The organism is Enterobacter sp. Taxon_2, assembly GCF_058355295.1.
The window spans coordinates 2428226-2453008 of record NZ_CM178024.1 but is presented as its reverse complement, the minus strand read 5'-3'; the positions used below and the strand labels follow the sequence as shown (position 1 = coordinate 2453008).

Sequence of the window (24783 nt, the reverse complement as noted above, 5' to 3'; positions counted from 1 at the left end):
CTGGTCAACGGTGCGGATCCTGTTTGATTCCGCCTTTGTTACGAAGAAATACCGGTTTTACCGGGATAGCGTCCTTACTGGTGCTCATATGCGCCGTTTGCCTGAGATAGTCACGGAAGTGTGGCGTTTGTCGGTGCAGTTGATACGCTTCCTCACTGGCGTAAATCTCATAGAAATACCAGCGGTTCGGAGTCTGCGAGTCTGTAGCGGAATACATGGCTAACACGCCTTTCTCTACTTTGAGTGACTCAGCCATTTCAGGCATGACGATGTTTTTAAATTCGGTCTGAAATTCAGGCTTTACCTCGACGATCACCAGATTATTAATGGTTCGCTCATTCGGTATGATGTGTTTGTCCCCCAGAAATTGGGGCTCCAGAGTGATTTTATTTTTCCAATCGATAATGTCAGGTGCCCGGGCAGCGAATGCCTTGTATGGTTCAGCATTTAGATGTTTGCGGTAAGCACTCTCGTTTTCATAGAGTTCGACCATGAATGCCTTATGTGGATTGTCGCTGCGGTGCAGGGCGTACATCGCCAGCGTACCTACTTCATGATCAACCGAAGCTGAAATCGTCTGTCTGGCTACGTCTGCAAAATCTTTGTCCCGATCGGGCCTGACGCCGAGCTCAAAGAGATTCATCACTCGCTTATCCGGCGCGTCCAGTTTTGTTGCAAAGACAGGGCTGCTTATCAGCATGCAAATTAAAAGCATAAGAGTCTTTTTCACGATGATCCTTTTACTGAAATGGCTGTTTAAGACGTTCTATAAGTTGGTGTTGGTAAGAAGGTAACCGATCGCTGCTGGCGCTCTCAAAGACCAGGGGAGGAAGCCACGTCATACCTGCATGCAGGGCGCTTGCCTTCATCGGTAAAAACACATCCGCAAGCGATACCCCGATCCTGCCGTCCGGCCCGTAAGTGGAGCTTCCCCCCGCAGCCGTACTGACAATAAACATCTCCTTTCCCTGCCAAAGACCGGGTCCGACACTTCCCCAGGTTTCATTCAGCCAGGCCTTCATCATTGGTGTAATGTTGAACCAGTGTGTAGGGAAGATAAAAACAACACGCCTGTTCTCACGCATCATTTTTCGCTCCGCGTCGCCATTAATCCGACGTGTGTCATAGCCATACAGCGTCTCAAGGTTGCGAACCGTCACGCCTTCCATACTCTCAGCGGCTTCCTGCAGCCCTTTTGTCAGAACTGAGCGTTCCGGATAAGGGTGAGAGACGATAACGAGCGTTTTAATGTCGGTCTTTTCACGGCTATGAGCATGACTAGCGGGCATGAGGAAGATAAAGGCAAACAAAAACAATGCTGCTGCTCTGCGCTGAAGTAACACCATCATAAACCTCCTTTGTCTTAACAGGACTGTAAAACGCTATGGTGTAACAGGAGCCAGTTCTGGCAATCCTTCTACGATATAGGTTCGCGAATTGCCGGCACGGTGTCGGATAGGAATGATCTTCTGGTATGCGGCCGAGCTATACCAGTCCTGGGCATTTTTGAGACTCTCAAACTTGATTACAACCAGTCTGCCCTGTGCTCCAAACCCTTCTTTAACATCGGGTTCACCTCCTCTGACGATGAAGCGTCCACCAAAAGGTCTGAAGGTAGATTCAACCTGAGCGCTGTACGGTTTGATAGCGTCAAGATCGGTCGCCTGAAACTCTGCGATGTAATAAGCAGGCGTTGCTGCCAGGGCTGACGCGAGCCCGGAGAGGGTGAAAAGAGTGGCTACCACTGTTTTAAAAATCATCCTTCCTCCTCATAAGCTTTCATGAAAGTGAATAAGGGCTACCGCGTCCAGACCTGCCTGGCGTCTTTCGTTTGCGGCGTGTTTTGCGCCATGATCCCCGTCAGAACGTGCGGCTGGTAGGTTTCTTCCAGAAACCGGATTTCCTCCGGGCTCAGTTGAAGATTTACGGCGTTTACCGCGCCATCGACGTGATCTTTTTTTGTGGCCCCTACGACAGGTGACGTGACTTTTGTCAGCAGCCAGGCGAGTGAGATTTCCGTCATGGACACCCTCTGTCGTTCAGCAAGCTCGGCGACGCGCTCGATAATGATCCGATCCTGTTCAGCCGTGCTGTCATATTTTCCGCGGGCATAGGCATCCTCGGTGGCTCGCCGCGTGTGGCCTTCTTTCCGGGCGAGACGGCCGCTGGCGAGCGCGCTATAGGGGGTCATGGCGATATCATCCTCAGCGCACAGACCGAAGAGCTCTCGTTCATGTTCACGCATAATCAGGTTGTAGTGGCTTTGCACGGAAACAAAGGGCGTCAGCCCTTCGCGTTCGGCAAGGACGTTCGCTTTCGCAAGCTGCCAGGCATAGCAATTGGAAATACCAATAGCGCGCACTTTGCCCGCAGTAACGGCGGCATGCAGCGCTTCAAGCACCTCGATAACCGGCGTGTTGTAATCCCAGATGTGGTAGATGTAGAGGTCGATGTAGTCCATCCCCAGATTCTGCAGGCTCTGATCGAGCGATCGGGCTATTGCCTCTTTTCCGCCGATCCCCGCGGCAATTTGCGCGGCGGTTCGCGGCAGAAACTTGGTGGCCAGCACCACGTCCTCGCGTTTAGCCATCTCCCGCAGCGCCCGGCCAACGTATCGCTCGCTGGAGCCGTTCTGATAGGCGATGGCGGTATCGTAAAAATTGATACCCTTTTCGAGACCGTAGCGGATGATGTCCCGGCTTGCTGTTTCGTCCAGCGTCCAGCGATGCTGGCCCGTTAACGGGTCGCCAAACCCCATACATCCCATACAGATGCGGGAGACCAGTAAGTCACTTTTACCGAGCCGGGTATACTGCATCGTTATTCTCCCTCTGGATTATTCACGACGGAATTGAGCAGATCGACAAGCCTTGAAGCGTGTTCCCGGGCAAGCGTTTTTTGCTGCGCGATTTTGTCGGCATCCCGGTCGGCATAGCTGATACCGCAGGTATAAACCGGCGCCAGCAGCTCAAGATTGCACAGTTTTGCCGTGGTCTCGAACGGAATAAGATACTCTTCAATGGCATGGCCAAAGAAACCGTCAGCGGTATAGAGCGCCTGTGGCGCCCCTGTAGTGAAGGAGAGGAGCAGCTTTTTACCGCCCAGTTTCGCCGTTGAGCCATGCGCGAAGCCGTGGACAAAGACCTCGTCCAGCCATTGTTTCATTAACCCGGGCAGCCCATACCAGGAAAAAGGAAACTGCCAGACAATCACATCGGCCCTGAGCAGGCTTTCCTGCTCCGCAGCGATATTGAATTTGCCGTCCGGATAGAGCCAGTCCAGACGACGAATTTCAGCATCGGGAAGGGCGGTCGCCACTTCATCAAGGATCGTGGCATTGGCGACGGAATGGGTAAGCTCAGGATGGCCTGAAACAATAAGGATATTTTTCATTTCAATGAGTTAAATATATTTGGTGAATGTTTAACCCAGTATAGAGTGACACCATTGTTTTTTTTAGAGCAGTAAAGACTCATTTACTTTTAGACAAAAACTAATAATGGTCGACTGTTCTCATTGTACCGGTCATCACGAACCCGTGAACTACGCCGTGATGCCCAGTAAACGTTCTGCATTGCGAAATGCGATGGCCTCTTTTTCAGCCTTGTTGACGGGCAGACTGTCGATAAAGGTTTTTACACCGTCCAGGGTCTGATAGGGATAATCGACGGAGAACAGGATCCTTTCTGCCCCCATTAACGCGTAGATAAACTGGAAGTGCGGCAGCGACAGCATACCTGACGGGGTAACGTAAACGTGCTCCTGGAAGGTTCTCGTTAGCGTGCGTGACAGACCCGTTGCAGCCAGTGGAAGGCTGTCATCAAGACGCTGCAGCCAGAAGGGCAGCATCTCCCCCCAGTGGCCACTGATTACCTGCAGGTGGGGATATTTATCAAATGCGCCCGATAACATAAGCCGTAACAAATGGATCCCGGCTTCGTGATGCCAGCCCCAGCCAAACATAGAGAGCCGGGCGTTGACCTCTGCGCTGAAGCCCGTGAAGTAGGCCTGTTGCACGCTTTTAAACGGTAATCCGGGATGAAGATAGAGTGGCACATTCAGTTTATTAAAGCGGGAAAGCAGGGAGTCATAGTCAGGATGATCGAGAAAGCATGAAGAGGGTCGGCCATTCAGAAGAGCCCCCTTAAACCCCAATTTTTCAACTGCGCGGACAAGCTCATTTTCAGCATCTTTCGGCTGTGCCCAGGGAAGTGTGGCAAATGCCGCGAAGCGATCCGGGTGATTTCTTACCGCCCCGGCAAGGCGATCGTTTGCCGCCGTATTTAATGTTACCGCTTCATCCTCGTGTGCCAGCTGGGGGAATCCGCCCACAGAGAGTATCTGCAGGGTAATTCCAGCCTCATCCATATCCCTGAGGCGGCGGCTTCCCAAATCAGCGCCTTTCACGTTTATCAGCGCATTCTTTTCTATCTGCGGCCGGCTTCGGTCAGGATTATGACCATCAGCGACGGTTTTCCCCCAGTCGCCAAGGAAAGGCGCCTGCTCAAGCGCAACAGGCATACACGCTCGCCCTAACTCGCTGTCGAGATAATGTTCTTCAAGGCAAATGATTTTCATATTCTCACCCTTCATACAAAGCAGTAAAAGTGATACAGATTAGGATCGCCCGGAACTGTCCTACGTGAATGTGATTCATGACAGTCTGTTCCGGATGGACTTTACACCATCGGTTTTTCCCAGGCGCCTCGTGTATCCACTCTGGTCTCTGCGGCGAGTTGTTCCAGCAGGATGATTTCCTCATCGCGTAACTGGATGTCTGAAGCGCAGGCGGCGTCCAGCACGTGATGGGCTTTAGTCGCACCAACGAGGGGAAGGGTACCTTTTGCAATAGCCCATGCGATGGCTATCTGTGCAACGCTGGCATTCCTTTCGGCTCCCATTTTTTTCATGGCGGCGGTTAATCTTTCAATCTGCGGCAGTACAGCGTTATAACTTTCGGCCCGGCCACTCCCGGCAGGCATGGGATGATTTGAATCATAACGACCACTGAGCGCGCCTTGCTCCAGGACCATGTAAGCAAAGAACGTGATGTTATTTTGTCGGCAATAATCAAGGATCCCGGCCTCTTCAGAGGCGCGATAAAGCAGGCTGTAATGATTCTGTACTGCACTGAGGGAATAACCGGAAGCGTTAAGGATTTCATTGGCGCGTCTGATTTGTGCCAGATTGTGGTTGGAAACACCTACGCGTTTTACCTTACCGCTTTGTAAAAGTGGGATCAGTCCTGGCGTCCATTTTTCGACGTCGAGGGGATTATGGATCCAGTAGATATCAATCGCGTCCACGCCCAGGCGTCCGAGGCTGGCCTCAAGCATATCGCTGACAGGCTGTGCAGACTGCTCGTTCGCAATCTGCGGCGTGAATTTGGTGGATAAAATCATATCCTCGCGGGGGAACTGACGGACTAATGTTCCCAGCGCTGCCTCGGAACTCCCCATGCCATATACTGCTGCGGTATCCCAGAGGTTGAGACCCTTACTCATGGCCGTGGTGAACACGTCTGCCATCTGAGTATCAGAAAGATGATTGCCGAAGACGGTGTCGCCACCGGCGAAACCTGTGCCCCAGGACCATGTGCCCAGCGCGACTGGAGGAAGAGTTTTCATATTCAGCTCCTGAAAAAAGGCCGGAACGTTGCTGACGTAAACCGGCCAAAGAGGGTGAGTAACGATGAAAGACAGATGAATGAATTAAGTTGGCTGGCGGAGGGCATTTAACAGCGCCACACCGACACCGTGCGCTGAAGCGGGATTCTGCCCCGTGATAAGGCGTCCGTCGGTAACCACGTTTTCAGACCAGTTCGGGGCTTCATGATGAAGCGCGCCATGCTCGCGGAGTGCAGTCTCAAGCAGGTAGGGAACCACATCTGTGGTGTGAACTTCTTCCTCTTCCTTGTTGGTAAAGGCCGCCACGTTTTTGCCTTTCACCAGGTATTCGCCGCTGCTGAGCTTTGCGTCAACCAGTGCCGCAGGCCCGTGGCAGACGGCTGAGACAATCCCATCACTTTCATACACTTCGCGGATAATACGCTGGGCATCATGGCTGTCGCGGAAATCCCACATGGTTCCATGCCCGCCCGCAAAGAAAACGGCGCTGTAATCGGAACCGTTCAGCTCAGATAACGCAGGCGTTGTGGCCAGGCGCTGCTGAAAATCGGTTTCGTTCCAGAACCAGGCGTTGACAGAGTCACTGAGGTCAAATCCATCCACCGGCGGCTGTCCCCCGCGAATGCTGGCTATCGTCGTTTTTAGTCCGGCATCTTCCAGTACTTTCAGCGGATGCGTCAGCTCAGCCAGGAAAAAACCGGTTGGTACACCGGATGCGCCTTTAATCGGATGACTGGAAACGACACACAGCACGGGTTTATCTGCAGGTTTCATATCGGGCCTCACTATTTATTTTTAAATTCAGCGGCAAAGAGATTTTCCCAGTTAATAAAGGAGCCAAGCGGAATGCACTCAAAGCTTAATAAGCCAGCTTTTGCCAGCGGGAATTCGGCCATTACGTTCATCGCTTCATCGACAGAGTCACATTCAAGAAAAATAGCGACGCCAGGTCTGTCCTGACGGAAGTAGATGTCGCGGATGAAGCCGGATTTATACAATCCCCAGGCGTGTAGCGCTTCAGCGTTAAGGTGTGGAGCATATTTTTCCAGCGATGCTCCAGGTTCGGGGATATCCAGACATAAAATTCGCATCATAGTCTCCTGAACTCAGGTCGTTGTAGAAAGAGATAAAAGTATAAGAGGCGAATTTCACGAATATTAGAGGAGCATTGACTTAAGCATCTTTAGACTGTACTTAATAATCTGGCGGAGATTGCTTTAGGAACACATTATGAATAACGCCCTGTATAACCAGATACGCATCTTTCAGAGCATTGCACGTGAGGGCAATATTTCGGCAGCCGCAAGAAAACTGGAAATTACGCCTCCCTCCGTCAGCAATGCGCTTAAGCTGCTGGAAGATCATATTGGCCATCCGCTTTTTGTGCGTACGACCCGCCGTATTGAGCTGACGGAAACCGGGCAGCTGTTGCTGGAACAGACCGCTGCGGCGGTGGAGTCGCTGGAACATTCGCTTGAAAGCATTCGCGACCAGAATCAGGAGCCCTCTGGTATCGTGCGAATCACGCTCTCGCGTTTTGCCTATCTGTTAATTCTTAAGCCTGCAATGGCGAAATTCTGTCAGCAATATCCGGGTATACAGCTTGAAATTTCGGTTTACGACGGTACCGTGAATGTTATTGAAGAGCGTTTTGATCTTGGGATCCGTTTTGGCGATATCCTCGAAGGTGGGGTGGTGGCGCGGCCGTTAATGAAACCCTTTCGTGAAGGGTTATATGCATCCTCAGCTTATATTAGCGAGCATGGAATGCCCGAGGTGCCGGCTGACCTCAGTCAACACAAGCTCATTGGCTACCGTTTTATCACTAACAACCGCATCCTTCCGTTGATTCTTAACGATCGCGGAGAGCAGTTGACGGTTGAGATGCCCGGGCAGTTAATCAGTAACGATATCGACGTTATGGCTGACGGGATCCGTAACGGGCTGGGAATTGGACGCTTGTTTGAACCCATCTGGCAGTTACAGCCTGACAGGGAGCACTTTATCCCCGTGATGGAGAGTTACTGGAAAACTTACCCGCCAGTCTATCTCTATTACCCCAAAAACGCGGGTAAAACGAAAAGAGTGAAGGCCCTGATTGATTTTCTTATATCCGCTACGGGGCGATAAAGACGATAACGCCTCGTTCAGTATGGCGACGCTATTTCACAACCCCAGCGGCCTGGCCTCCTGTATGAACTCAATCAGAAGGCGAAGCCCGGTCGGCAGTTGCCGGCGGCTTGAATAATAGATATGAAAACCTTCCTCCAGCGGGGACCATTCCGTAAGCACCAGGCGGAGCCGTCCATCTTTCACATAGGGTGCAACAAGAGGCTCCGGAAAATACATCAGGCCGGCTCCGCCTAAGACGGCCACAAGGCCCGTTTCAGCCTGATTGACCGTCACAGAGCCTGGCACAGTGATTTGGTACGTTTCGCCGTCTCGCTCAAGTTCCCAGCGATAAATCCGATCGTCGCCGAGACGATTGCTTATACAACGATGGTGTAATAAATCATCCGGATATTCAGGCGTTCCGTAGCGTTCAAGATAGTCGGGGGATGCTGCGATAACCCAGCGAATATCGGCAGATAAACGCCGGGCAACCATGTCTTCCGGGACCGTGCCACCATAGCGGATACCGGCATCGAAGCCCGCATCAGTGACGTCAACCATACGGTTGCTGGCCACAATATCGATTTCAATATCGGGATAGCGATCCATAAACGCGGGCATAACTGGCGCAAGCAAAAGATTGGCCGCTTCAACGGCAGCATTGATGCGGATACGTCCGGTAGGGGTATTACGATACCGGTTAAGCGATTCAAGCGCGCCTTCTATCTTGTCGAAAGGCTGAAGGACAGACTGAACCAGTTCTTCACCTGCAGCCGTAGGTGTAACGCTCTTGGTCGTGCGATTAAGGAGGCGAACCCCGAGCCGTGATTCCAGTCCCTTCAGGGCATGACTAAGCGCTGATGCACTGACACCTAATTCAATCGCCGCACGGCTGAAACTGCGATGACGTGCAATAGCCATGAAATAAATGAGATCGGCGACATCAGCTCTGCTTATTTGCATACAGAATCGTTTTCCTTGTGCGTTAAGGCGCGAATGTGTTGATACGGAAATGATATACACCATAGACCGATTAGCGCTAATCCGTTGCTGAATTTATTTCACAAGTCCATCCGCTCATCGCCTCTCACTGAACACGTTGTGCTTCGTTATTCTTGAAAATTATGCGCTCTGGCCGTCGGTCAGGGCGGAACATTCACCTAACGGAGCCGTGTATGAACTATACGCATCTTGGCCGCACCGGCCTGAAAGTCAGCCGCCTTTGTCTCGGAACCATGAATTTTGGTGACGTCACCGACGAGAAAACCAGCGCCCGCATTCTGGATGAAGCGCTTGAGGCGGGTATAAATTTCATTGATACAGCAGACGTGTATGGCACTGAACAATCACCCGATATCCAGCAAGGCTCGGGGCTGTCCGAAGAGATTATTGGTCGCTGGCTCCAGCAGGGGGGCCGCCGTGACCGTATTGTTCTGGCGACGAAAGTCTATCAGCCTATGGGGCCAGGTCCGAACGATCGCCGTCTTTCTGCTTATCATATTCGCAAGGGCTGCGAGGACAGTTTGCGACGGCTTAAGACGGACCATATTGACGTCTATCTGATGCATCACATCGATCGCTATACGCCATGGGAAGAGGTCTGGCAGGCCATGGAACTCCTTGTTCAGCAGGGAAAAGTGCTTTATATCGGTAGCAGCAATTTCGCGGGCTGGGACATTGCGACTGCGCAGTCAGTTGCCACGGCTCGTCATTCTCTGGGCCTGGTTACTGAGCAAAGTCTCTACAATCTGACTGCCCGGACTGTTGAGCTGGAGGTCATTCCCGCATGCCGCCATTTTGGCCTGGGAGTGATTCCCTGGAGCCCACTTGCAGGAGGGTTGCTTGGTGGCGCACTGAAAAAGATGGCAAGCGGGCGCCGTGCAAGGCCCGCGTTTGCCCGTCTAATTGAACAGCACCGTCCGCAGCTGGAAGCCTACGAAGGATTATGTGAGGACCTCGGCGAAACCCCTTCCGATGTGGCGCTTGCGTGGCTCCTGCAGAATCCTGTCGTTACTGCTCCACTTATCGGGCCTCGTACGGTCGAACAACTCCATCAGGCGCTTCACGCAACGACAATCACGCTATCAGACGACACCATGAGCTGTCTCGACGAAATCTGGCCCGGACCCGGAGGTGAAGCGCCCCAGGCTTATGCCTGGTAATGACTCAATTAGAATCCTTTCTTTGTTATAGGGAGTTTCAGTTTATGAGCAAGATGATGCATGACCAGCATTCTGCTTCCGTACCGGGCGCATTCGCGCCGGCACCGTATCCCTTTTCACATCAGTGACCGGGAATGAGTGGTCTGGGAGACCCGGCAACGCCGGGCCAGGGCAGGGTGTTAACAGTTCTGGATTGCTGAAGGCGGCGTGAGGGAAGGCGGCGTATCCGGAAGCGGGGGAATGATCCCGTCAACAGGGTGCGGCAGATAGTGTGCCTCGAGTTCCGTGATTTCTGCATCGCTAAGTGAAAAGTCCAGCGCGCTGATAGCCGTGGAAAGATGTTCTGGTTTCGTTGCGCCAATGATCGGTGCTGTGATGACGGATTTTGATAACAGCCAGGCAATTGCAACATGAGCTCTTGGCACAGCGTGCTTTTCGGCAATGCTGGCAACAACATCAATAACGGGCTTATCCAGAAGGGCTGCGTTCTCATACATTTTCAACGCAAAGGCATCGTTTTGCGTTCGTCGGGACGTGACACTCCAGTCGCGCGTGAGCCTGCCGCGTGCCATCGGACTCCAGGGGATCACACCAACGCCCTGGTCTTCACACAGGGGCAGCATCTCGCGCTCTTCTTCCCGGTAAAGCAGGTTATATTGCGGTTGCATCGTAATAAATCGGGACCAGCCGTTACGCTCTGCAGTATGCTGCATTTTTGCAAAGCGCCAGGCTTCCATAGATGATGCGCCGATATAACGTACTTTTCCTGATTTTACGAGGTCATGCAGAGCCTCCATGGTCTCTTCAACAGGCGTGGAGTGGTCAAAGCGGTGAATCTGAAAGAGATCCACATAATCCATACCTAAGCGCATCAGGCTATCGTCAATAGACTGAAAAATGGCCTTGCGGGAAAGAAACCCGGTATTGGGTGAGTTGCGCCACGGAAAGAAGGTCTTTGTCGCCACAACGATCTCATCGCGTCTGGCCATTTCTCTCAGCGCTTTTCCCGTGATCTCTTCTGAACTTCCGCCCGAGTAGATATTTGCGGTATCAAAAAAATTAATGCCAGCTTCAAGCGCCTGACGAATGAGCGGACGTGACGCCTTTTCATCCAGGGACCAGGGTTGAGGCAAACGTTCGGGGTCACCATAGCTCATACAACCGAGACAAAGACGGGAGACTTTCAAACCGCTACGACCCAGATTCACATACTTCATTCGGTGTTCCTTCTTTTATTGCCAGCAATTCTGTATGCGACAGGTTATTGCACTGGCATGAAGGGTACCAGCATGTGCTATCGAATGGTGCTGTGAGTTTTTCTCACAAATGGTTTGTCATCGACAGTGGATTTTATCGAGAAGGGAGGACACCAACGTCCTGATTTCTGTTGCTGCATGAGAGCACCATGGAGAATAGACCCACGAAGTCAATTTAACATAATATACATTATGCGCACCAATATGGAGTCAGGGAAAATCTGGAGTTTTGCGGACATCGTGTTGGCCTGGCTTCTGCAAGCGTCTACGCCGGCTATCTCACAGCGCGTCCAGCGCATGCCAGCTTAACGGTACTGTTCTTCCCAGGTTTACTTACCGTTTTTCCCTGTTGATATAAGCCTGTAAACCCTCTGCAAGAAAATCAAACACCGTTTTACAGGCCTGGCTGTGGCGTAAATCTTCATGCATCACCAGCCAGGTGTCGAGATGAAATGCAAAGAAATCAGGCATTATCCTCTGTAACGGCGGAGAAAAATCGGCCAGATGCACCTGGCACATACCGATACCTGCTCCGGCACGTATGAGGTTTAATTGTGCAATATCGCTGTCGGTTCGCACGGTAAACAGCTCGCGGTTTAGCTGTGGGTACTGTTTAAGTGCCTGTAAAATAAAGGGCGTCATACTATCGAAACCCACAAGCGTATGGGTGAATAACGCATCAATACTTTCCGGTGCTCCATGTCGTGACACATAGGCTGGCGCGGCATGCAGACCTATTTCAATCCTGCCCATCCGACGAGCAATCAGTTGCTCCTGCACCGGTGTGGTCATGCGTACAGCAATATCCGCTTTCCCGGTTCAGTAAATCCTGAACGCGGTTAGACAGAACCAGTTCAACGGTTATTTGCGGGTATGCCTCCTTTATTTGTGCAATCACTGGAGGCAGAACCTCAGTGCCGATGATTTCACTTGCGGCAACGCGCACCACGCCTCGTAATCCGGCTGCGCCGGAGCTGAAACTGGCAGCTGACCGCTCAATCATCATGGCCGTATTTTCCATCGCTTGTGCATGGCCCTTCAGCTCGACGGCTGCGTCCGTAGCCTGCAATCCTGTTTGTGAACGTGTAAATAAAACAAGGCCTAGGGCTGATTCCAGTGCTGCAATATGACGTCCGGCGGTTGGCTGGGTAATGGCAAGCCTGCGTGCGGCCCCTGACAGAGACCCTTCCCTCATCACGGCCAAAAATGTGCGATACCATTCCCACGGGATATTTAGCTTCATACAAAAATGCATACCTGCTGGCTTATATTATGCAATTACATTTAGCCCGTGCGGTCATTAAGATGTCAAGCAGATATCCAATAAGGGTCAGATGATGAAAAGCACAAATAAGGTACTAATACTGGGCGCAATGGGTGGGATCGGTGGCGAAATAGCCCGTAAATTGAACCGGGACGAATGGGATGTGCGTGCATTGCGCCGCTGCACTCCGCAAAATGCCGATCGCAACAATAGCATTTCGTGGATAAGCGGAGATGCGCTGAATGCTGAACAGGTTGAGGCGGCGGCGTCAGAATGCAGTGTGATTGTCCATGCCGTTAACCCGCCGGGTTATCGAAACTGGGAACAGCTCGTTTTGCCCATGCTGCATAACACCATCAGCGCAGCGGAGAAAAACGGTGCATTAATCGTTCTGCCGGGCACGATTTATAACTACGGTCCGGATGCTTTTCCCCTCTTACGCGAGGATTCCCCTCAGAATCCGGTTACTCGAAAAGGCGCCATACGCGCGCAAATGGAGCAGGAACTCGCAGCCTATGCACAGCGTGGCGGAAAGGTGCTGATTTTGCGGGCTGGAGACTTTTTTGGTCCCCATGCTGGCAACAACTGGTTTTCACAGGGACTGGTCAAACCGGGGCATCCACCGCAGGTCATTAAAAACCCCGGGAAAACCGGCGCAGGCCACCAGTGGGCTTATCTGCCGGATGTCGCCGAAACGCTCGCAGCACTGTTGGCGCGTCGGGATGAACTCGAACCGTTGGCCCGTTTCCATATGCGCGGGTATTGGGATCCTGATGGGACAGCGATGACCGCAGCCATAAAGCACGTCGCGGAACGTGCCGGTATTACGGCGAAGGTGAAGTCGTTTCCCTGGTGGCTTATCTCTGCGATGAGTCCCTTTAACACCACGCTGCATGAAATGCGGGAGATGCGTTATCTTTGGGAGCAGACAATAGAGATGGATAATTCAAAACTGATTGCCTTTTTAGGTCACGAACCGCAGACCCCTCTTAATGAGGCCGTACATTCCACATTAGTTGGTTTGGGCTGTATTTAACATAACCTGCTGTTTAGAAAGAGTTGAAAGATGTCTGATATACTTAAGCTTTTGAAAAACGCAGCCCTAATCAAATGGAAATTGAATTAAATAAAAGTGTTAAAGAGAGAATCTTCCATGCTGTCATTTTTGAGGTGACGGCCAACGTTATTATTGCCCTTTCACTTGCCTGGCTGATGAATGTGTCGGTACTCCAGTCAGGCTCGTTGTCCGTCATATCCGCACTTACCGCAACGGTCTGGAATTTTATTTTTAATAAGCTCTTTGATTCCCTGCAGAAAAAATACCAGTTTGAAAGAACATTTCTCATTCGTGCGATCCATGCGGTAGGTTTTGAAACGGGACTCATCATAACCTTAATGCCTGTCGCGATGATTATGCTGAATCTTACAATGACTGAGGCATTTTTTGTTGAGATTGGTCTTGTACTGTTTTTCCTGCCATACACGATGCTGTTTAACTGGCTTTACGACTATCTGCGCTGGACGTTTGTTGGACGTAAACGGTCTGTTATGTAGCGAGATATCAGTCACATTGACACGACTTTGATCATCTTCGACTCCACTCACCTCCTATACTCTTCATTTCTCTATCTCTTTTCAGGAGTCGATAATGTTTGATCATGTGAAATTCGGCGTCAGCGATTATGAAAAAAGTAAAACCTTCTTCCTCGAGGCGCTTCGCCCGCTTGGTGTAGAACTCATCGATGAAGGCACGCCGGAGTATGGTGTAGAAATGAGTTCCGGCGATGTTTCACTTTGCCTTTTCCATACAAATGACAAACCCGCGCCTCTGCATCTGGCGTTTGTGGCCAATACGCGTCAGCAGGTTGATGATTTTTACCATGCTGCACTGCGCGCCGGAGGACGTGATAACGGCGGGCCGGGGTTGAGATCATACGGTGAAAATTACTATGCCGCGTTTGTCATCTCGCCTGATGGTCATAATATCGAGGCGGTGTGCCATGCGCCGCAGAGTCTGTAGCGTCAGATGTCATTAAATATCTGTCATGCGTCTATTTGCACGATTGTGCACGAAAGTACTTCATTAAGTCACATTAATCCCGTAAGGTATGATCTGTAATCGTGCAGCTTCGTGCAATAACACTGACAGAGGTATTTATGACACAACAGTTGATTCTAATTGCCGGCCCCTACCGCAGCGGAACCGACGGCGTTCAGGCGCGCATTGATGAGAATCTGGCGCGTCTCGAAAGCGCAGCATTAGCCGTTTACCAGCGTGGTCACATTCCGATCATAGGTGAATGGCTTGCTTTGCCGTTGGCAAAGGCCGCTGGCTCGAAAACCGTTGGTGATGAAATCAGCGAAGCGATGCTCTACCCCGTTGCTCACCGGCTCATAGCTAAATGCGATGCAATTTATCGTATCGCCGGTGCATCTAAAGGTGCCGATATGGACATTGAGGTCGCCAGAAAATACGGCCTCAGGGTTTATACCGCGCTTGAGGACATTCCTGAGGCTTAAGGAAAACCGACAGCCATGCTGTGCTCTCAGGCTGGCTGTCAGACAGTATCACGATCTGAGGTTAACACGACGGATACCCCCTTTTCTGATACTGCGCGGATCCAGTCCTTATCGGTATTGTCTTCCACGACGATGGTATTCACCGATGACACATCACCAATCACAAACGAAGACGCTGTGTTGATCTTTTCCGGAGAAGCCAGAACAACAGTCTCCGCGGCTCTGCCGGAAAATGCACGTTTGATGCACGCCTCTTCGAAATCACCGGTCGTTAATCCAGCTTCAGGATGGATCCCGGTCACGCCCATAAAGAACAGGTCTGCATGAATATTTTCGATGCCTTCGATGGCCGCAGCGCCGACCGCAACGATAGAGTGTTTATACAAGCGACCGCCGATCAGAATCACTTCAATGGACGGATGATCGACAAGCCCCAGGGCAATGCTCGGGCTGTGCGTCACCACAGTGATACGAAGCTCGGGAGGGAGAAATGTAATCAGCTCCGACGTTGTCGTGCCACCATCGACGATCACCACCTGGCCTGATGAAATCAGCTGCGCGCCTTTGCGGGCCACCCTTTTTTTCGCATCCATTTTCACGGATTGCCGTTCAGCAAACGGAGCAATCGCGGAAGATGACGGCAGCGCGCCACCGTGAACCCGCTGCAAACGCCCTTCTCCCGCCAGCTCGCGCAGATCGCGCCGGATGGTGTCTTCAGAGACGTCAAAGAGAATGCTGAGCGCTTTTGACTGGACCTGACCTTCGGCACCGAGCTTTTCGAGGATCAATTGTTTTCGTTGACTGGTGAGCATCATGAATTCCTGAAATTGCATGTTCTATCTTGTAAATGCACGATAATGCTGTTTATGATAATTACTCTACGTAAGGAGGAACAAACGTGCAATCGAAACGTGCAGATGTGCGCATCATTAACAGTGAAACACTGTCAGATAACTGGTACGTCCTTAAAAAATACACCTTCGACCTGCAGCGACGTGATGGCGAATGGCAGCGGCAGCAGCGGGAAGTCTACGACCGTGGCAACGGCGCGACGATTTTGCTCTACAACCGTGATAAAAAGACGGTGATCCTGACTCGCCAGTTCCGCTTCCCCGTCTTTATCAACGGCCATGAGGACAATCTAATTGAAGCCGCTGCGGGGTTGCTGGACAACATGGATCCCGAGAGCCGCATCAAAGCAGAAGCGGAAGAAGAGACCGGATTTCACGTTTCACGCGTGCAGAAAATTTTTGAAGCCTATATGAGCCCGGGCTCCGTTACGGAAAAGCTCTATTTTTACCTTGCCGAGTACCAGCCGAGAGACAGAACCGGCGCTGGCGGTGGGATCAAGGCGGAAGGAGAAGATATCGACGTGCTGGAAATGACGCTTGAAGAGGCATTACGAGGCATTGAGACGGGTAAAATCGTCGACGGGAAAACCATCATGCTGCTTTATCATGTGGCCCTTAAAGGTATTCTGTAACCTACTGGTTTGAATCCTGATTTGAAGGTGCATGAGTTGGTACGCTTGTCCGTTACGCGGATGGAATGCGGGAAACCTCCTAAATTTTGCAGCCTACTATATTTAGTGAACGATTTCGAAATTCGATAAAATCATAAACATTTCCCTGAGTCATCTGCATTTACCATTCAAAAATGCCAAACGTTCACAAGGCTGCCTGCAGAGGTAGCCTGTCTTATCTGTTGACTGGATTAAAATGCGACTCGCTACAGATAACGAAGCATATTATACTTGCTCCTCCACTCGAACAGGAGGCAGCAACTCACGTGAAGGATACATATTACAACGACATAACGATCAATACGCTAATTCAGAGTGAGCTGGACGCGTTTTTTGAGGACTTCAAAGGGATCGTCTTTGCCTACGCTATTATGAACAAGAAAGATCCTTCACAGATGAGGATACTCAATAACAGTCCTGAGTGGTTTAATATCTACCTTGAAAGAAAATATCAGTTCATTGACCCTGTCATTATTCGGGCTTTGCGCTGTGTTGAAGACTTTTTCTGGGAAAGCGATGTCGTCCTGTCGGATGGTTATAACCTGACACGCATTTTCGACGAAAGCGTTCAGTATGATATATACCAGGGGCAGACTTTTCCTCTGCATGACTATCTGAATAATCTTGTTGTCTTATCCGTCATCAGTCCTAAGCATTCTGGTATTGACATAGAGAAATATCGGCCGCAATTTCTACGCTTCCTTGTTCAGTTACATCAGAAGACACTCAATCTGTATAGTCAGCATCAGCAGAAAAAGAATGTGTTCTTGTCGCCACGTGAGCGACAAATCCTCAAATGGGTCAGCGCCGGAAAAACCTATGCAGAAATTTCTGTTATTTTATCTATTGCTGAACGCACCGTTAAATTCCATATGGGCAATATAATGAAAAAACTCGGTGTGAATAATGCCAGACATGCAATAAAGCTTGGAACAGAACTCCGGTTACTGGACGACTGACCCTCAGACACTGGTTATAGATAGCGTAAATGCCCGAGCATTTCGCGAAGCCAGTGGCTGGATTTGTCTTTACTAATAATATCTTCAATAACGCGGGTGCTGGCAGGCATATAAATATAGTAAATAACCTCCCCTTTTTCAGAAACACCGCGCTGAATAACTTCAACTTTCCAGTTCGCATGCCGAAATATGGCATACATACCGCGACTGGCTACTGCGTACATTCCGTGATATTTATTCTTTATGCAATAAATATTCATTGCAAGAAACAATGCTTTACTGGCGGGCACGCCCTGCAAACTTGCAGAGTCTCGTGTTTCTTTATCTAAAAATAAACGACTCACTTCACAGCAGGGAACATCGGCTGGAAAAACAATGGGATTATCGAAATAATTGTGAAAGATTTCGCTTATCATTGTCGGCTGCGTTGAGTTAATAAATCGCGCGCCGCATAACAGCTGACCATCATACATACCCAGTAAGTATGTCGTGTTATGGGAATCAAATTGATCCTTTTCCATCCCTTCGACGCATTCCACTTTCCAGTCGAGTCGGTCCCGAAAGGTTTTTCTTCTGAGTCGGTAGAGTTCGTGCGCTAGTGCTGGGGGTAAATCATCGTAGTCGTGTAAAAAAAATTCAATGACAGAAATCATGCTCTTGTTCCTGATAATAACACCTGAAACTATCATCACCTGTCTTTTAGGACAGCTTTCATTGTGCCGCATATTCCCTATACTTAAAAAGTACCTGACCACGAAGTTCTCGCAAAACTAAGCGGTCAGGAGGTCAAAGACCTACGAAACACCAGGGATATACCCATCGATGATTATCTAATATTTAAAGTTTCGGGTACAGAGCATAAGAAGCACTTTGCCGATAAAATAATAAAAAACAATAATCATAAAGTAATTACAATAAAAACATTGCCCCTTAATCTTTTAAGGGGTAATATTTCCGATTGCTTATTTTTCCCACCTTCCCCTTCATTTTACAGAATCTGCTGACTTCATCCGCCCAAAACCCTGGCCGGTACCGCTTTGCAGGTATCTGCCTGTGCTATTCTTGCAGAATCATGCAAAACGGAGAATTGATGATGGCCGACTGGAACCCTTCTCTTTACCTGCAATTTGGCGCAGAAAGAACGCGTCCAGCCGCCGAATTGCTCGCCAGAATTCCTCTTGATGAAGCCGCTACTATCGCCGATCTGGGCTGTGGGCCAGGTAACAGCACGGCGCTGTTAAAGCATCGCTGGCCTTCTGCTCACATCACCGGCGTCGATAACTCCCCTGCCATGCTCGAGGAAGCACGCGCTGCCTTACCTGACTGCCACTTTGTTGAGGCCGATATCCGTCAGTACAAGCCTGGCCAGCCGCTGAGCCTGATTTATGCTAACGCGTCGCTGCAATGGGTTCCGGACCATTACGATCTCCTGCCTCATCTTGTCTCCCTGCTTAAGTTAAATGGCGTGCTGGCGATCCAGATGCCTGATAACTGGCTGGAACCCACCCATGTGGCGATGCGTGAAGTGGCGCTGGAGCAAGACTACCCGGACCGTGGCCGCGAACCTCTGCCGGGTATACATGCTTATTACGATATTCTCTCGGAGGCTGGCTGTGACGTGGATATCTGGCGGACAACCTATTATCACAAAATGAGCTCTCATCAGGCCATTATTGACTGGGTAAGCGCCACCGGCCTGCGCCCCTGGCTCCAGGAACTGAACGAGAGCGAGCAGAAACGTTTCCTGAAACGCTACCATGAACTGCTGGAAGAGCAGTATCCGCTTCAGGAAAACGGGCAGATACTGCTGGCTTTTCCTCGGTTGTTTATCGTGGCTCAACGCCAGCCCTGATCCGATTATAAGCGGGCTTCTTTGAGCAACTGCTGGATAACCTTTTCCTGCTGCGCATAATCACCCTCGCCAAAGGCGGTATAGCGCAGCTGCCCTTTGGCATCAAAGTAGTAATGCGCTGGCCAGTACTGGTTGCCGAACGCATTCCAGATTTGATAGTTGTTATCCGTCACAACCCGATACGGCAACTGCCATTTCGTTACTGCCTTTTGTACCGACGAAAGCGGTTTTTCCCAGGGGTATTCTGGGGTGTGAACCCCAATCACCACCAGGCCCTGCGACTGATACTTCGTGGCCCAGTCTCGCACATGCGGGAGCGTGTGCTGGCAGTTAACGCAATCCCACGTCCAGAAATCAATCAACACCACCTTCCCTCGTAATGCTTCAGACGTGACAGGGTCACCGTTAATCCACCCTGTTCCCCCGCTTAACGAAGGCAGCTGGCTGCTGGGCTCAGCGATCGCCACCGGCTGGAGCTTCACCGGCGCGGTTGTGGGTTTTGCCATATTTAAGAGCGCGGTCTCAAGACGGTCTGCGACGCCGTTAGCCCCTTTCAGCAGCGAGGTTATCCCCGTCGCGTTCAGGACGACTGCCGCTAACATTGCAACTCCTGCCCCCTGACGGAGCTTCGCCATCAGCGCAGACTTTGCCCTTAACGGTGTCATCAGCGTGCGGCTGCCGATAACGAGCAGGCCCAGCATCAGCGCGCATCCGCTGCCATAGGCAGCGAGCAGTGCGCCCGTGGCGATGGCCGAGTGGCCCGCGATATTAATGCTGAAAATAGCGCCCAGGATGGGGCCCGCGCAGGGAGACCAGAGTAGCCCGACCGCAAGCCCGGCCAGAAAAGCCGATGCCATTCCGCGCGTTTGCCCGCTTCGGGTGTTGAGAACATTTCCCGCGCTGACGGCCGGTCCCGCGATACGCTGGGCGAAAGACGGGAAAATTAAGGCCAGCGCGGCGGTGGCCAGAATGACGATGGCGATCCAGCGCCCAACAATGGTTGCCGCTGTTATCCACTCGCTGGCGACGGTGATGACCATCGCCACCAGGGTGAACATCACGACCATCCCGGCGAGCAGGGCCAGAATATGGCGTCGTTGCCCCTGGAAACCGGCGAACAGGAGTGGAATAACCGGGAGCGTACATGGGCTGAGCAGGCTTATCATCCCGCCCAGAAAAGCGATTACCAGAAACATAATGACCTCACATTACACGTCCTGCGACACTGCAGTGAGGCTATTTCATCGTGCGGATATGTTCAGGATATGTGTAAAAACGCTGGTTTTGTCTGGCTCTGTATCCCCACGCCGGGAGATACAGAGCGGTACAATTAACGGCGCGGCAGCGTAATGGCGACATCCAGTCCGCCCCCGGCTCGGTTCGCCAGCCTGAGTTTTCCTTCCAGCTGTGCGGTTAGCTGCGCGGCAATCGCCAGGCCGAGTCCTGTCCCGCCGGTATCGCGGTTACGCGAGGTTTCAACACGATAAAACGGCTGCAGAACCGCCTCCAGCTCGGCTTCGGGTATTCCCGGTCCGTCGTCCACAATATGAATCACCACCTCTTCGGCAGACGAATCATCAATGGCAATGACGGCACAGTTGCCGAACTTCAGGGCATTATCCAGTAGATTAGACATCACTCTACGAAGCGCCTGCGGACGCGTGACGATCGGCAAACGGACTTCGTTTGCCTGAAACTGCACGTTTTTACCAATGTCCTGATAATCGCTGGCGATGCTGTTGACCCAGGCGTTCAATTCCAGCTTCAGTGACGTCTCTTCCAGTGATTCTGATGACCGGGCATACGCAATACCCTCCCGCACCAGACGCGACATGTTATCAAGGTCGTTTAAGAGCTTGTCCCGCAGTTCAGGCTGCTCCGTCATTTCTACACGAAGCTTCATGCGGGTAATGGGCGTCTGGAGATCGTGAGAAATAGAGGCCAGGATCTGTGCGCGCTCCCTGAGATAAGACTGAATGCGCGCCTGCATGGCGTTGAAGGCATGGGCTGCGCGCTGCAGCTCCAGCGGCCCTTTCTCCGTCATTGGCGTGCTGGCCGCCGGATCAAGTGAATCCACCGCGCGGGTAAATTGTGAAAAAGGCCGAACCACCTGCCGCACGGCGATCCAGGAGCAGGCCGCCAGGAGCAGCAGCTGAAGGATGAGCACAACGGGTAACCAGCTGGCGACGGGCGGCATGCGCGGGATGAGGTCAATGGTCAGCGGCGAGCCGTCTCTTAACGTTAGATGCGCCTGGATATGTGAAATGGCGCCGGGAACGGCGGTGAAGCTGAGAGGATATTGTGCCGCGAGCGTCGCTTTTAAGGTTCGGATAGCATCCTGCGAACGCTTATCCGTCGGCGCTGCGCCGGGTTCCCCTGTGCCCAGAATATAGCGATAGTTACCCCGTTCAAGCCGCGGCAGCCAGGCGGCGCGTTCGCTGGCCGGTAAGCGGTCTAAAATGGCGACGCTGGTTGCGACGTCGTTTTCCAGATTACCGAGCATCACCGTGCGGGCGCTGTGCATGCGTTCAATCATGACCAGCGTCAGGCTCAGGGCGTTAGCCAGCAGCAAACCGGGCAGCACGACGATAAGCAAACGGGCCAGCAGCGAGCGTGGCCAGAGCGTCATTCGTTAACCTCTTTGATGGTCACCGGCATCGTAAAGACATAGCCTTCGCTGCGCACGGTTTTGATATAGGCGGGCGTGCGGGCATCTTCATTGAGACGCTGGCGAACCCGGCTCACCAGCAGGTCGACAGAACGTTCAAACAGCTCGGCGTCACGCCCCTGTGTCAGATTGAGCAATTGGTCACGGGTCAGCACGCGCTGCGGATGGTCCAGGAAAACGCGCAGCAGACGATACTCCGCCCCGCTGAGCGCCACAATCACCCCTTCCGGGTCGATTAAGTGGCGAGCGACGGTATCGAGCTGCCATTCACCGAACATCACCAGCCGCCCTGCTTCTGTCACCTGTAGATTGGGCGGCATCGTGCGAAAACGCCGTAAAATCGCTTTAATGCGTGCCAGAAGCTCACGCGCGACAAACGGCTTCACCACGTAGTCATCCGCACCCATCTCCAGACCCAGGATCCTGTCCGTCTCCTCATTGCGGGCCGTCAGCATCAGGATGGGCAGATCTTTATGTTTGCCGCTGCGTAGCTGCCGGCATAGCGTGAGACCGTCATCGCCGGGCATCATGACGTCCAGCACCACCAGGTCGATATGCTGTTTATCCAGTACGCTACGCATCTCTTTGCCGTTGGCCGCGCCCGTCGCGCGATAGCCAGACTTACCGAGATAATCGACAATCAGTTCACGAATATCTCTGTCGTCATCGACGACAAGGATGTGGTCAATATGTTCCACCGAACTCTCCAGACCGAAGGGTAACGTACTGAAAATAGCACATTTCACAGCTTATCCGCGTCGATAACTGCCTTGACGAAATCCTGCGGATCTTCCTGAGGCGGGTTGTGCCCTACGGTTGCGCCGAAGGTGCGGTGCTCATATTTGCCGGTAAATTTAGCCGCATAGACCTGCGGTGCCGGATGCGGCGCGCCGTTGTTGCCGCCTTCGATGGTGATCGTTGGTACGGTGATATTCGGCAGCGTGGCCAGTTTTTGCTCATAGCGGTCGTATTTGCGCTCGCCTTTTTCCAGCCCTAAACGCCAGCGATAATTACTGAGCGTCACCGCGACGTGGTCCGGGTTATCGAGGGATTTGGCGCTGGTGTTAAAGACCGCATCGCTAAATTTCCAGTCAGGTGAGGCCTGAGACCAGATTAAACGGGCGAAGTCATGCGTGTTTTTGGCATAGCCTTCAGCACCACGCGCGGTAGAGAAATAGAACTGATACCACCACTGCTGCTCCGCTTTTGGCGGCAACGGCTGTTTGCCAATCTGCTGGCTGCTGATGAGATACCCGCTCACTGAAACGAGTGACTTCACGCGCTCGGGCCACAGCGCCGCAACGATATCCGCCGTCCGGGCGCCCCAGTCATATCCTGCAAACACCGCCTGCCGGATATTCAGGGCATCCATCAGGTTGACGATGTCTTTCGCCATCGCCGAAGGCTGGCCGTTGCGCGGCGTTTTTGCTGACAGGAAACGCGTGGTGCCGTAGCCGCGCAGAGACGGCACAATGACCCGGTACCCTTTTGCCGCCAGTGCGGGTGCAACCTCGGCATAGCTGTGAATATCGTACGGCCAGCCGTGCAGTAAAATAACCGGCTGACCGTCTTTCGGACCAATGTCGACATAGCCGACATTCAGATCGCCGGCATTGATTTGCTGGGGATGGTCAAATGCTGCGGCGACGTTTGTGCCGGTGACTTCGGCCTGACAGGACATCACGGTGCCAAGTGAAACGGTCAGCGCAAGAGTTGAGTACGTGAGTTTGCTAAACATGTTGGTATCTCCGGTTGAGTACAATTCACGGGGATATAACAACACTGCAATGTATAGCGGATATGTGCGAAAGCGGGTTTATTGCAAGCCTGTGTATGTATCCGGGACGCTGATACAGTGTGATACAAACACAGGCGTTGTCGCCTTAAAGGGAGAGTCGGTAGCGGACGTAATCGTCAGCTTCGCCATATTTGTCATAGAGTTTACGCGCCGGGTTGTTCTCCCGGGTGACCCAGTACAGTTTCGACCACCCTTCGCGCTTGCCTTCCTCAATCAGAGCATCAATAAGCGCCTTACCTGCACCCGCTCCGCGTTCGTCGGCATCAACAAACAGATCTTCCAGGTAGCAGATGGGAGCCGTTGACCAGGTTCCTTCATGCAGAATGCACATCGCGAAACCGATGACCTTTTCGTCCTTCTCTACCACCCGGCAGAACATCTGGGAATGCGCTGATAGCGCCCTTTCCCACGTCGCTGCGGTGACGGATTCCTCGAGGTAGCAATCATAAAAATGGGTGTAACCATCCCACAGCGGTCGCCATTGGGAATAATCGTCTGCGCGTAGAGGTCTTACCGTGACAGCCATGTGTTCCTCACATTACAAATTGATCGCCATTTCGAAACAGCGTAAATCGACACCTGCCATACGCGAGTGATGATAGCTTTCGCTCAGCGTAACAAACCCCAGCTTCTGATAAAACGACTGGGCGTTAGGCGTCGCATCGAGCGTCAGGCGGGTTATACCCCGGCTACGGGCTTCCTGTTTGAGTGCCTCAATAATCCGGGTCGCCATGCCTTTACCGAAGGCTGCAGGCAAGGTGAAAATCGCCTCCAGGCAATGGGTATCCAGATCGAGATAGCCGGTTGCCGCAACATCGCCCTTTTCATCTTCCACCACATAAAAAGGGTATTCAATGATCATCTTCCGAAAGCGTTCGGGCATGAGATCGGGCGTCCAGCGCGCAATGACCTCTGCGTCGTAACTGGTTTTACAGCCGTGACGAATCGCCTGGTTGCGAATATTCCAGAGCGTTTCGGCTTCCTGTGGCTTAGCTTTTCGTAACGTCATATCACCTCTTTAACGGCTTTTTAGCCGCATTTCC

The 24783-nt window shown here is 52.0% G+C and carries 28 protein-coding genes and 1 pseudogene; 9 read left to right on the top strand and 20 right to left on the bottom strand.

Annotation, left to right across the window (positions count from 1 at the left end):
- Window positions 1–4 precede the first annotated feature (4 nt).
- The 9 genes from AC4IC4_RS11635 to AC4IC4_RS11595 form a co-directional block, all read right to left on the bottom strand.
- Window positions 5–700, bottom strand: a complete 696-nt coding sequence (locus AC4IC4_RS11635) for an antibiotic biosynthesis monooxygenase (RefSeq protein ID WP_204278856.1) — start codon at window positions 698–700, stop codon at window positions 5–7.
- A 40-nt stretch (window positions 701–740) separates the two neighbouring features.
- Window positions 741–1346 carry an NAD(P)H-dependent oxidoreductase gene (locus AC4IC4_RS11630; protein WP_491472817.1) on the bottom strand — a complete coding sequence of 202 codons (606 nt, stop codon included), beginning with the start codon at window positions 1344–1346 and terminating at the stop codon, window positions 741–743.
- Between the two features lie 36 nt (window positions 1347–1382).
- On the bottom strand, window positions 1383–1760 hold the full coding sequence (locus tag AC4IC4_RS11625; protein ID WP_023292403.1) for a DUF1330 domain-containing protein: 378 nt from the start codon (window positions 1758–1760) through the stop codon (window positions 1383–1385).
- 38 nt (window positions 1761–1798) lie between these two features.
- Window positions 1799–2818 carry an aldo/keto reductase gene (locus AC4IC4_RS11620; RefSeq protein ID WP_491471144.1) on the bottom strand — a complete coding sequence of 340 codons (1020 nt, stop codon included), beginning with the start codon at window positions 2816–2818 and terminating at the stop codon, window positions 1799–1801.
- A 2-nt stretch (window positions 2819–2820) separates the two neighbouring features.
- Window positions 2821–3393 carry an NAD(P)H-dependent oxidoreductase gene (locus AC4IC4_RS11615; protein ID WP_032674800.1) on the bottom strand — a complete coding sequence of 191 codons (573 nt, stop codon included), beginning with the start codon at window positions 3391–3393 and terminating at the stop codon, window positions 2821–2823.
- 150 nt (window positions 3394–3543) lie between these two features.
- Window positions 3544–4578, bottom strand: coding sequence for an amidohydrolase family protein (locus AC4IC4_RS11610; protein WP_491471143.1), 1035 nt, complete (start codon window positions 4576–4578; stop codon window positions 3544–3546).
- Window positions 4579–4679: 101 nt separating this feature from the next.
- A complete protein-coding gene (locus tag AC4IC4_RS11605; protein ID WP_491471142.1) occupies window positions 4680–5627 on the bottom strand; it encodes an aldo/keto reductase in 948 nt (315 codons plus the stop codon).
- Window positions 5628–5711: 84 nt separating this feature from the next.
- Window positions 5712–6401, bottom strand: coding sequence for a type 1 glutamine amidotransferase domain-containing protein (locus tag AC4IC4_RS11600; RefSeq protein WP_015705388.1), 690 nt, complete (start codon window positions 6399–6401; stop codon window positions 5712–5714).
- 11 nt (window positions 6402–6412) lie between these two features.
- Window positions 6413–6718: a superoxide dismutase gene (locus tag AC4IC4_RS11595; RefSeq protein WP_491472816.1), complete on the bottom strand. Its 306-nt coding sequence runs from the start codon at window positions 6716–6718 to the stop codon at window positions 6413–6415.
- A gap of 139 nt (window positions 6719–6857) precedes the next feature.
- Between AC4IC4_RS11595 and AC4IC4_RS11590 the strand changes: the two genes are divergently transcribed.
- Complete coding sequence (locus AC4IC4_RS11590) at window positions 6858–7757, top strand: LysR family transcriptional regulator (RefSeq protein ID WP_015366637.1); 900 nt, start codon at window positions 6858–6860, stop codon at window positions 7755–7757.
- Window positions 7758–7793: 36 nt separating this feature from the next.
- Here AC4IC4_RS11590 and AC4IC4_RS11585 read toward each other — a convergent pair whose 3' ends face one another.
- Window positions 7794–8702: a LysR family transcriptional regulator gene (locus AC4IC4_RS11585; RefSeq protein WP_491471141.1), complete on the bottom strand. Its 909-nt coding sequence runs from the start codon at window positions 8700–8702 to the stop codon at window positions 7794–7796.
- 212 nt (window positions 8703–8914) lie between these two features.
- Between AC4IC4_RS11585 and AC4IC4_RS11580 the strand changes: the two genes are divergently transcribed.
- A complete protein-coding gene (locus AC4IC4_RS11580; protein ID WP_491471140.1) occupies window positions 8915–9901 on the top strand; it encodes an aldo/keto reductase in 987 nt (328 codons plus the stop codon).
- A 179-nt stretch (window positions 9902–10080) separates the two neighbouring features.
- On the opposite strand, the gene AC4IC4_RS11575 is transcribed toward AC4IC4_RS11580, so the two are convergent.
- Window positions 10081–11118, bottom strand: coding sequence for an aldo/keto reductase (locus AC4IC4_RS11575; RefSeq protein WP_491471139.1), 1038 nt, complete (start codon window positions 11116–11118; stop codon window positions 10081–10083).
- Window positions 11119–11490: 372 nt separating this feature from the next.
- Window positions 11491–12400, bottom strand: a pseudogene (locus AC4IC4_RS11570) (LysR family transcriptional regulator).
- 94 nt (window positions 12401–12494) lie between these two features.
- On the opposite strand from AC4IC4_RS11570, the gene AC4IC4_RS11565 reads away from it, so the two are divergent.
- The 4 genes from AC4IC4_RS11565 to AC4IC4_RS11550 all read left to right on the top strand — a co-directional run bounded on the left by AC4IC4_RS11565 (window position 12495) and on the right by AC4IC4_RS11550 (window position 14941).
- Window positions 12495–13457 (top strand): NAD-dependent epimerase/dehydratase family protein, encoded by a 963-nt coding sequence (locus AC4IC4_RS11565; RefSeq protein ID WP_491472815.1) that lies wholly within the window; start codon window positions 12495–12497, stop codon window positions 13455–13457.
- A gap of 74 nt (window positions 13458–13531) precedes the next feature.
- The gene (locus AC4IC4_RS11560; protein WP_032647236.1) at window positions 13532–13975 is read left to right on the top strand and encodes a PACE efflux transporter; all 444 of its coding nucleotides are present in this window, start codon (window positions 13532–13534) and stop codon (window positions 13973–13975) included.
- 94 nt (window positions 13976–14069) lie between these two features.
- The gene (locus tag AC4IC4_RS11555; RefSeq protein ID WP_024908485.1) at window positions 14070–14441 is read left to right on the top strand and encodes a VOC family protein; all 372 of its coding nucleotides are present in this window, start codon (window positions 14070–14072) and stop codon (window positions 14439–14441) included.
- Between the two features lie 137 nt (window positions 14442–14578).
- Complete coding sequence (locus AC4IC4_RS11550) at window positions 14579–14941, top strand: TIR domain-containing protein (RefSeq protein ID WP_024908484.1); 363 nt, start codon at window positions 14579–14581, stop codon at window positions 14939–14941.
- A 38-nt stretch (window positions 14942–14979) separates the two neighbouring features.
- On the opposite strand, the gene AC4IC4_RS11545 is transcribed toward AC4IC4_RS11550, so the two are convergent.
- Entirely contained in the window at window positions 14980–15753 is a 774-nt protein-coding gene (locus AC4IC4_RS11545; RefSeq protein ID WP_491472814.1) for a DeoR/GlpR family DNA-binding transcription regulator, read from the bottom strand.
- An 86-nt stretch (window positions 15754–15839) separates the two neighbouring features.
- Between AC4IC4_RS11545 and AC4IC4_RS11540 the strand changes: the two genes are divergently transcribed.
- Together AC4IC4_RS11540 and AC4IC4_RS11535 are read left to right on the top strand one after the other, a co-directional pair.
- A complete protein-coding gene (locus tag AC4IC4_RS11540; protein ID WP_024908482.1) occupies window positions 15840–16424 on the top strand; it encodes an NUDIX hydrolase in 585 nt (194 codons plus the stop codon).
- 305 nt (window positions 16425–16729) lie between these two features.
- Window positions 16730–17422: a helix-turn-helix transcriptional regulator gene (locus tag AC4IC4_RS11535; RefSeq protein WP_024908481.1), complete on the top strand. Its 693-nt coding sequence runs from the start codon at window positions 16730–16732 to the stop codon at window positions 17420–17422.
- 14 nt (window positions 17423–17436) lie between these two features.
- Here the strand turns inward: AC4IC4_RS11535 and AC4IC4_RS11530 are convergent, their stop codons facing one another.
- Window positions 17437–18075, bottom strand: coding sequence for an acyl-homoserine-lactone synthase (locus tag AC4IC4_RS11530; RefSeq protein ID WP_048991632.1), 639 nt, complete (start codon window positions 18073–18075; stop codon window positions 17437–17439).
- 440 nt (window positions 18076–18515) lie between these two features.
- Here AC4IC4_RS11530 and tam point away from each other — a divergent pair, with 440 nt between their 5' ends.
- The gene (gene tam / locus AC4IC4_RS11525; protein WP_024908479.1) at window positions 18516–19274 is read left to right on the top strand and encodes a trans-aconitate 2-methyltransferase; all 759 of its coding nucleotides are present in this window, start codon (window positions 18516–18518) and stop codon (window positions 19272–19274) included.
- A gap of 5 nt (window positions 19275–19279) precedes the next feature.
- Here tam and AC4IC4_RS11520 read toward each other — a convergent pair whose 3' ends face one another.
- From AC4IC4_RS11520 to AC4IC4_RS11495, 6 genes are all read right to left on the bottom strand, one after another.
- Entirely contained in the window at window positions 19280–20470 is a 1191-nt protein-coding gene (locus AC4IC4_RS11520; RefSeq protein WP_491471138.1) for a cytochrome c biogenesis protein/redoxin, read from the bottom strand.
- 134 nt (window positions 20471–20604) lie between these two features.
- Window positions 20605–21903, bottom strand: coding sequence for an ATP-binding protein (locus AC4IC4_RS11515; RefSeq protein WP_491471137.1), 1299 nt, complete (start codon window positions 21901–21903; stop codon window positions 20605–20607).
- Window positions 21900–22640, bottom strand: a complete 741-nt coding sequence (locus tag AC4IC4_RS11510; RefSeq protein ID WP_032647230.1) for a response regulator — start codon at window positions 22638–22640, stop codon at window positions 21900–21902. Before AC4IC4_RS11510 ends, AC4IC4_RS11515 begins: the two co-directional genes overlap by 4 nt.
- 44 nt (window positions 22641–22684) lie before the next feature.
- Entirely contained in the window at window positions 22685–23680 is a 996-nt protein-coding gene (locus AC4IC4_RS11505; RefSeq protein WP_491471136.1) for an alpha/beta fold hydrolase, read from the bottom strand.
- Between the two features lie 145 nt (window positions 23681–23825).
- Entirely contained in the window at window positions 23826–24266 is a 441-nt protein-coding gene (locus AC4IC4_RS11500) for a GNAT family N-acetyltransferase (RefSeq protein ID WP_024908474.1), read from the bottom strand.
- Window positions 24267–24278: 12 nt separating this feature from the next.
- Complete coding sequence (locus tag AC4IC4_RS11495; protein ID WP_491471135.1) at window positions 24279–24749, bottom strand: GNAT family N-acetyltransferase; 471 nt, start codon at window positions 24747–24749, stop codon at window positions 24279–24281.
- Window positions 24750–24783: the final 34 nt, after the last annotated feature.

What these genes read in the sequence shown, in the direction of transcription:
- AC4IC4_RS11635 (WP_204278856.1), bottom strand. Translation starts at nt 700, where the DNA reads ATGCTGATAAGCAGCCCTGTCTTTGCAACAAAACTGGACGCGCCGGAT.
- AC4IC4_RS11630 (WP_491472817.1), bottom strand. Translation starts at nt 1,346, where the DNA reads ATGGTGTTACTTCAGCGCAGAGCAGCAGCATTGTTTTTGTTTGCCTTT.
- AC4IC4_RS11625 (WP_023292403.1), bottom strand. Translation starts at nt 1,760, where the DNA reads ATGATTTTTAAAACAGTGGTAGCCACTCTTTTCACCCTCTCCGGGCTC.
- AC4IC4_RS11620 (WP_491471144.1), bottom strand. Translation starts at nt 2,818, where the DNA reads ATGCAGTATACCCGGCTCGGTAAAAGTGACTTACTGGTCTCCCGCATC.
- AC4IC4_RS11615 (WP_032674800.1), bottom strand. Translation starts at nt 3,393, where the DNA reads ATGAAAAATATCCTTATTGTTTCAGGCCATCCTGAGCTTACCCATTCC.
- AC4IC4_RS11610 (WP_491471143.1), bottom strand. Translation starts at nt 4,578, where the DNA reads ATGAAAATCATTTGCCTTGAAGAACATTATCTCGACAGCGAGTTAGGG.
- AC4IC4_RS11605 (WP_491471142.1), bottom strand. Translation starts at nt 5,627, where the DNA reads ATGAAAACTCTTCCTCCAGTCGCGCTGGGCACATGGTCCTGGGGCACA.
- AC4IC4_RS11600 (WP_015705388.1), bottom strand. Translation starts at nt 6,401, where the DNA reads ATGAAACCTGCAGATAAACCCGTGCTGTGTGTCGTTTCCAGTCATCCG.
- AC4IC4_RS11595 (WP_491472816.1), bottom strand. Translation starts at nt 6,718, where the DNA reads ATGCGAATTTTATGTCTGGATATCCCCGAACCTGGAGCATCGCTGGAA.
- AC4IC4_RS11590 (WP_015366637.1), top strand. Translation starts at nt 6,858, where the DNA reads ATGAATAACGCCCTGTATAACCAGATACGCATCTTTCAGAGCATTGCA.
- AC4IC4_RS11585 (WP_491471141.1), bottom strand. Translation starts at nt 8,702, where the DNA reads ATGCAAATAAGCAGAGCTGATGTCGCCGATCTCATTTATTTCATGGCT.
- AC4IC4_RS11580 (WP_491471140.1), top strand. Translation starts at nt 8,915, where the DNA reads ATGAACTATACGCATCTTGGCCGCACCGGCCTGAAAGTCAGCCGCCTT.
- AC4IC4_RS11575 (WP_491471139.1), bottom strand. Translation starts at nt 11,118, where the DNA reads ATGAAGTATGTGAATCTGGGTCGTAGCGGTTTGAAAGTCTCCCGTCTT.
- AC4IC4_RS11565 (WP_491472815.1), top strand. Translation starts at nt 12,495, where the DNA reads ATGAAAAGCACAAATAAGGTACTAATACTGGGCGCAATGGGTGGGATC.
- AC4IC4_RS11560 (WP_032647236.1), top strand. Translation starts at nt 13,532, where the DNA reads ATGGAAATTGAATTAAATAAAAGTGTTAAAGAGAGAATCTTCCATGCT.
- AC4IC4_RS11555 (WP_024908485.1), top strand. Translation starts at nt 14,070, where the DNA reads ATGTTTGATCATGTGAAATTCGGCGTCAGCGATTATGAAAAAAGTAAA.
- AC4IC4_RS11550 (WP_024908484.1), top strand. Translation starts at nt 14,579, where the DNA reads ATGACACAACAGTTGATTCTAATTGCCGGCCCCTACCGCAGCGGAACC.
- AC4IC4_RS11545 (WP_491472814.1), bottom strand. Translation starts at nt 15,753, where the DNA reads ATGCTCACCAGTCAACGAAAACAATTGATCCTCGAAAAGCTCGGTGCC.
- AC4IC4_RS11530 (WP_048991632.1), bottom strand. Translation starts at nt 18,075, where the DNA reads ATGATTTCTGTCATTGAATTTTTTTTACACGACTACGATGATTTACCC.
- tam (WP_024908479.1), top strand. Translation starts at nt 18,516, where the DNA reads ATGGCCGACTGGAACCCTTCTCTTTACCTGCAATTTGGCGCAGAAAGA.
- AC4IC4_RS11520 (WP_491471138.1), bottom strand. Translation starts at nt 20,470, where the DNA reads ATGTTTCTGGTAATCGCTTTTCTGGGCGGGATGATAAGCCTGCTCAGC.
- AC4IC4_RS11515 (WP_491471137.1), bottom strand. Translation starts at nt 21,903, where the DNA reads ATGACGCTCTGGCCACGCTCGCTGCTGGCCCGTTTGCTTATCGTCGTG.
- AC4IC4_RS11505 (WP_491471136.1), bottom strand. Translation starts at nt 23,680, where the DNA reads ATGTTTAGCAAACTCACGTACTCAACTCTTGCGCTGACCGTTTCACTT.
- AC4IC4_RS11500 (WP_024908474.1), bottom strand. Translation starts at nt 24,266, where the DNA reads ATGGCTGTCACGGTAAGACCTCTACGCGCAGACGATTATTCCCAATGG.
- AC4IC4_RS11495 (WP_491471135.1), bottom strand. Translation starts at nt 24,749, where the DNA reads ATGACGTTACGAAAAGCTAAGCCACAGGAAGCCGAAACGCTCTGGAAT.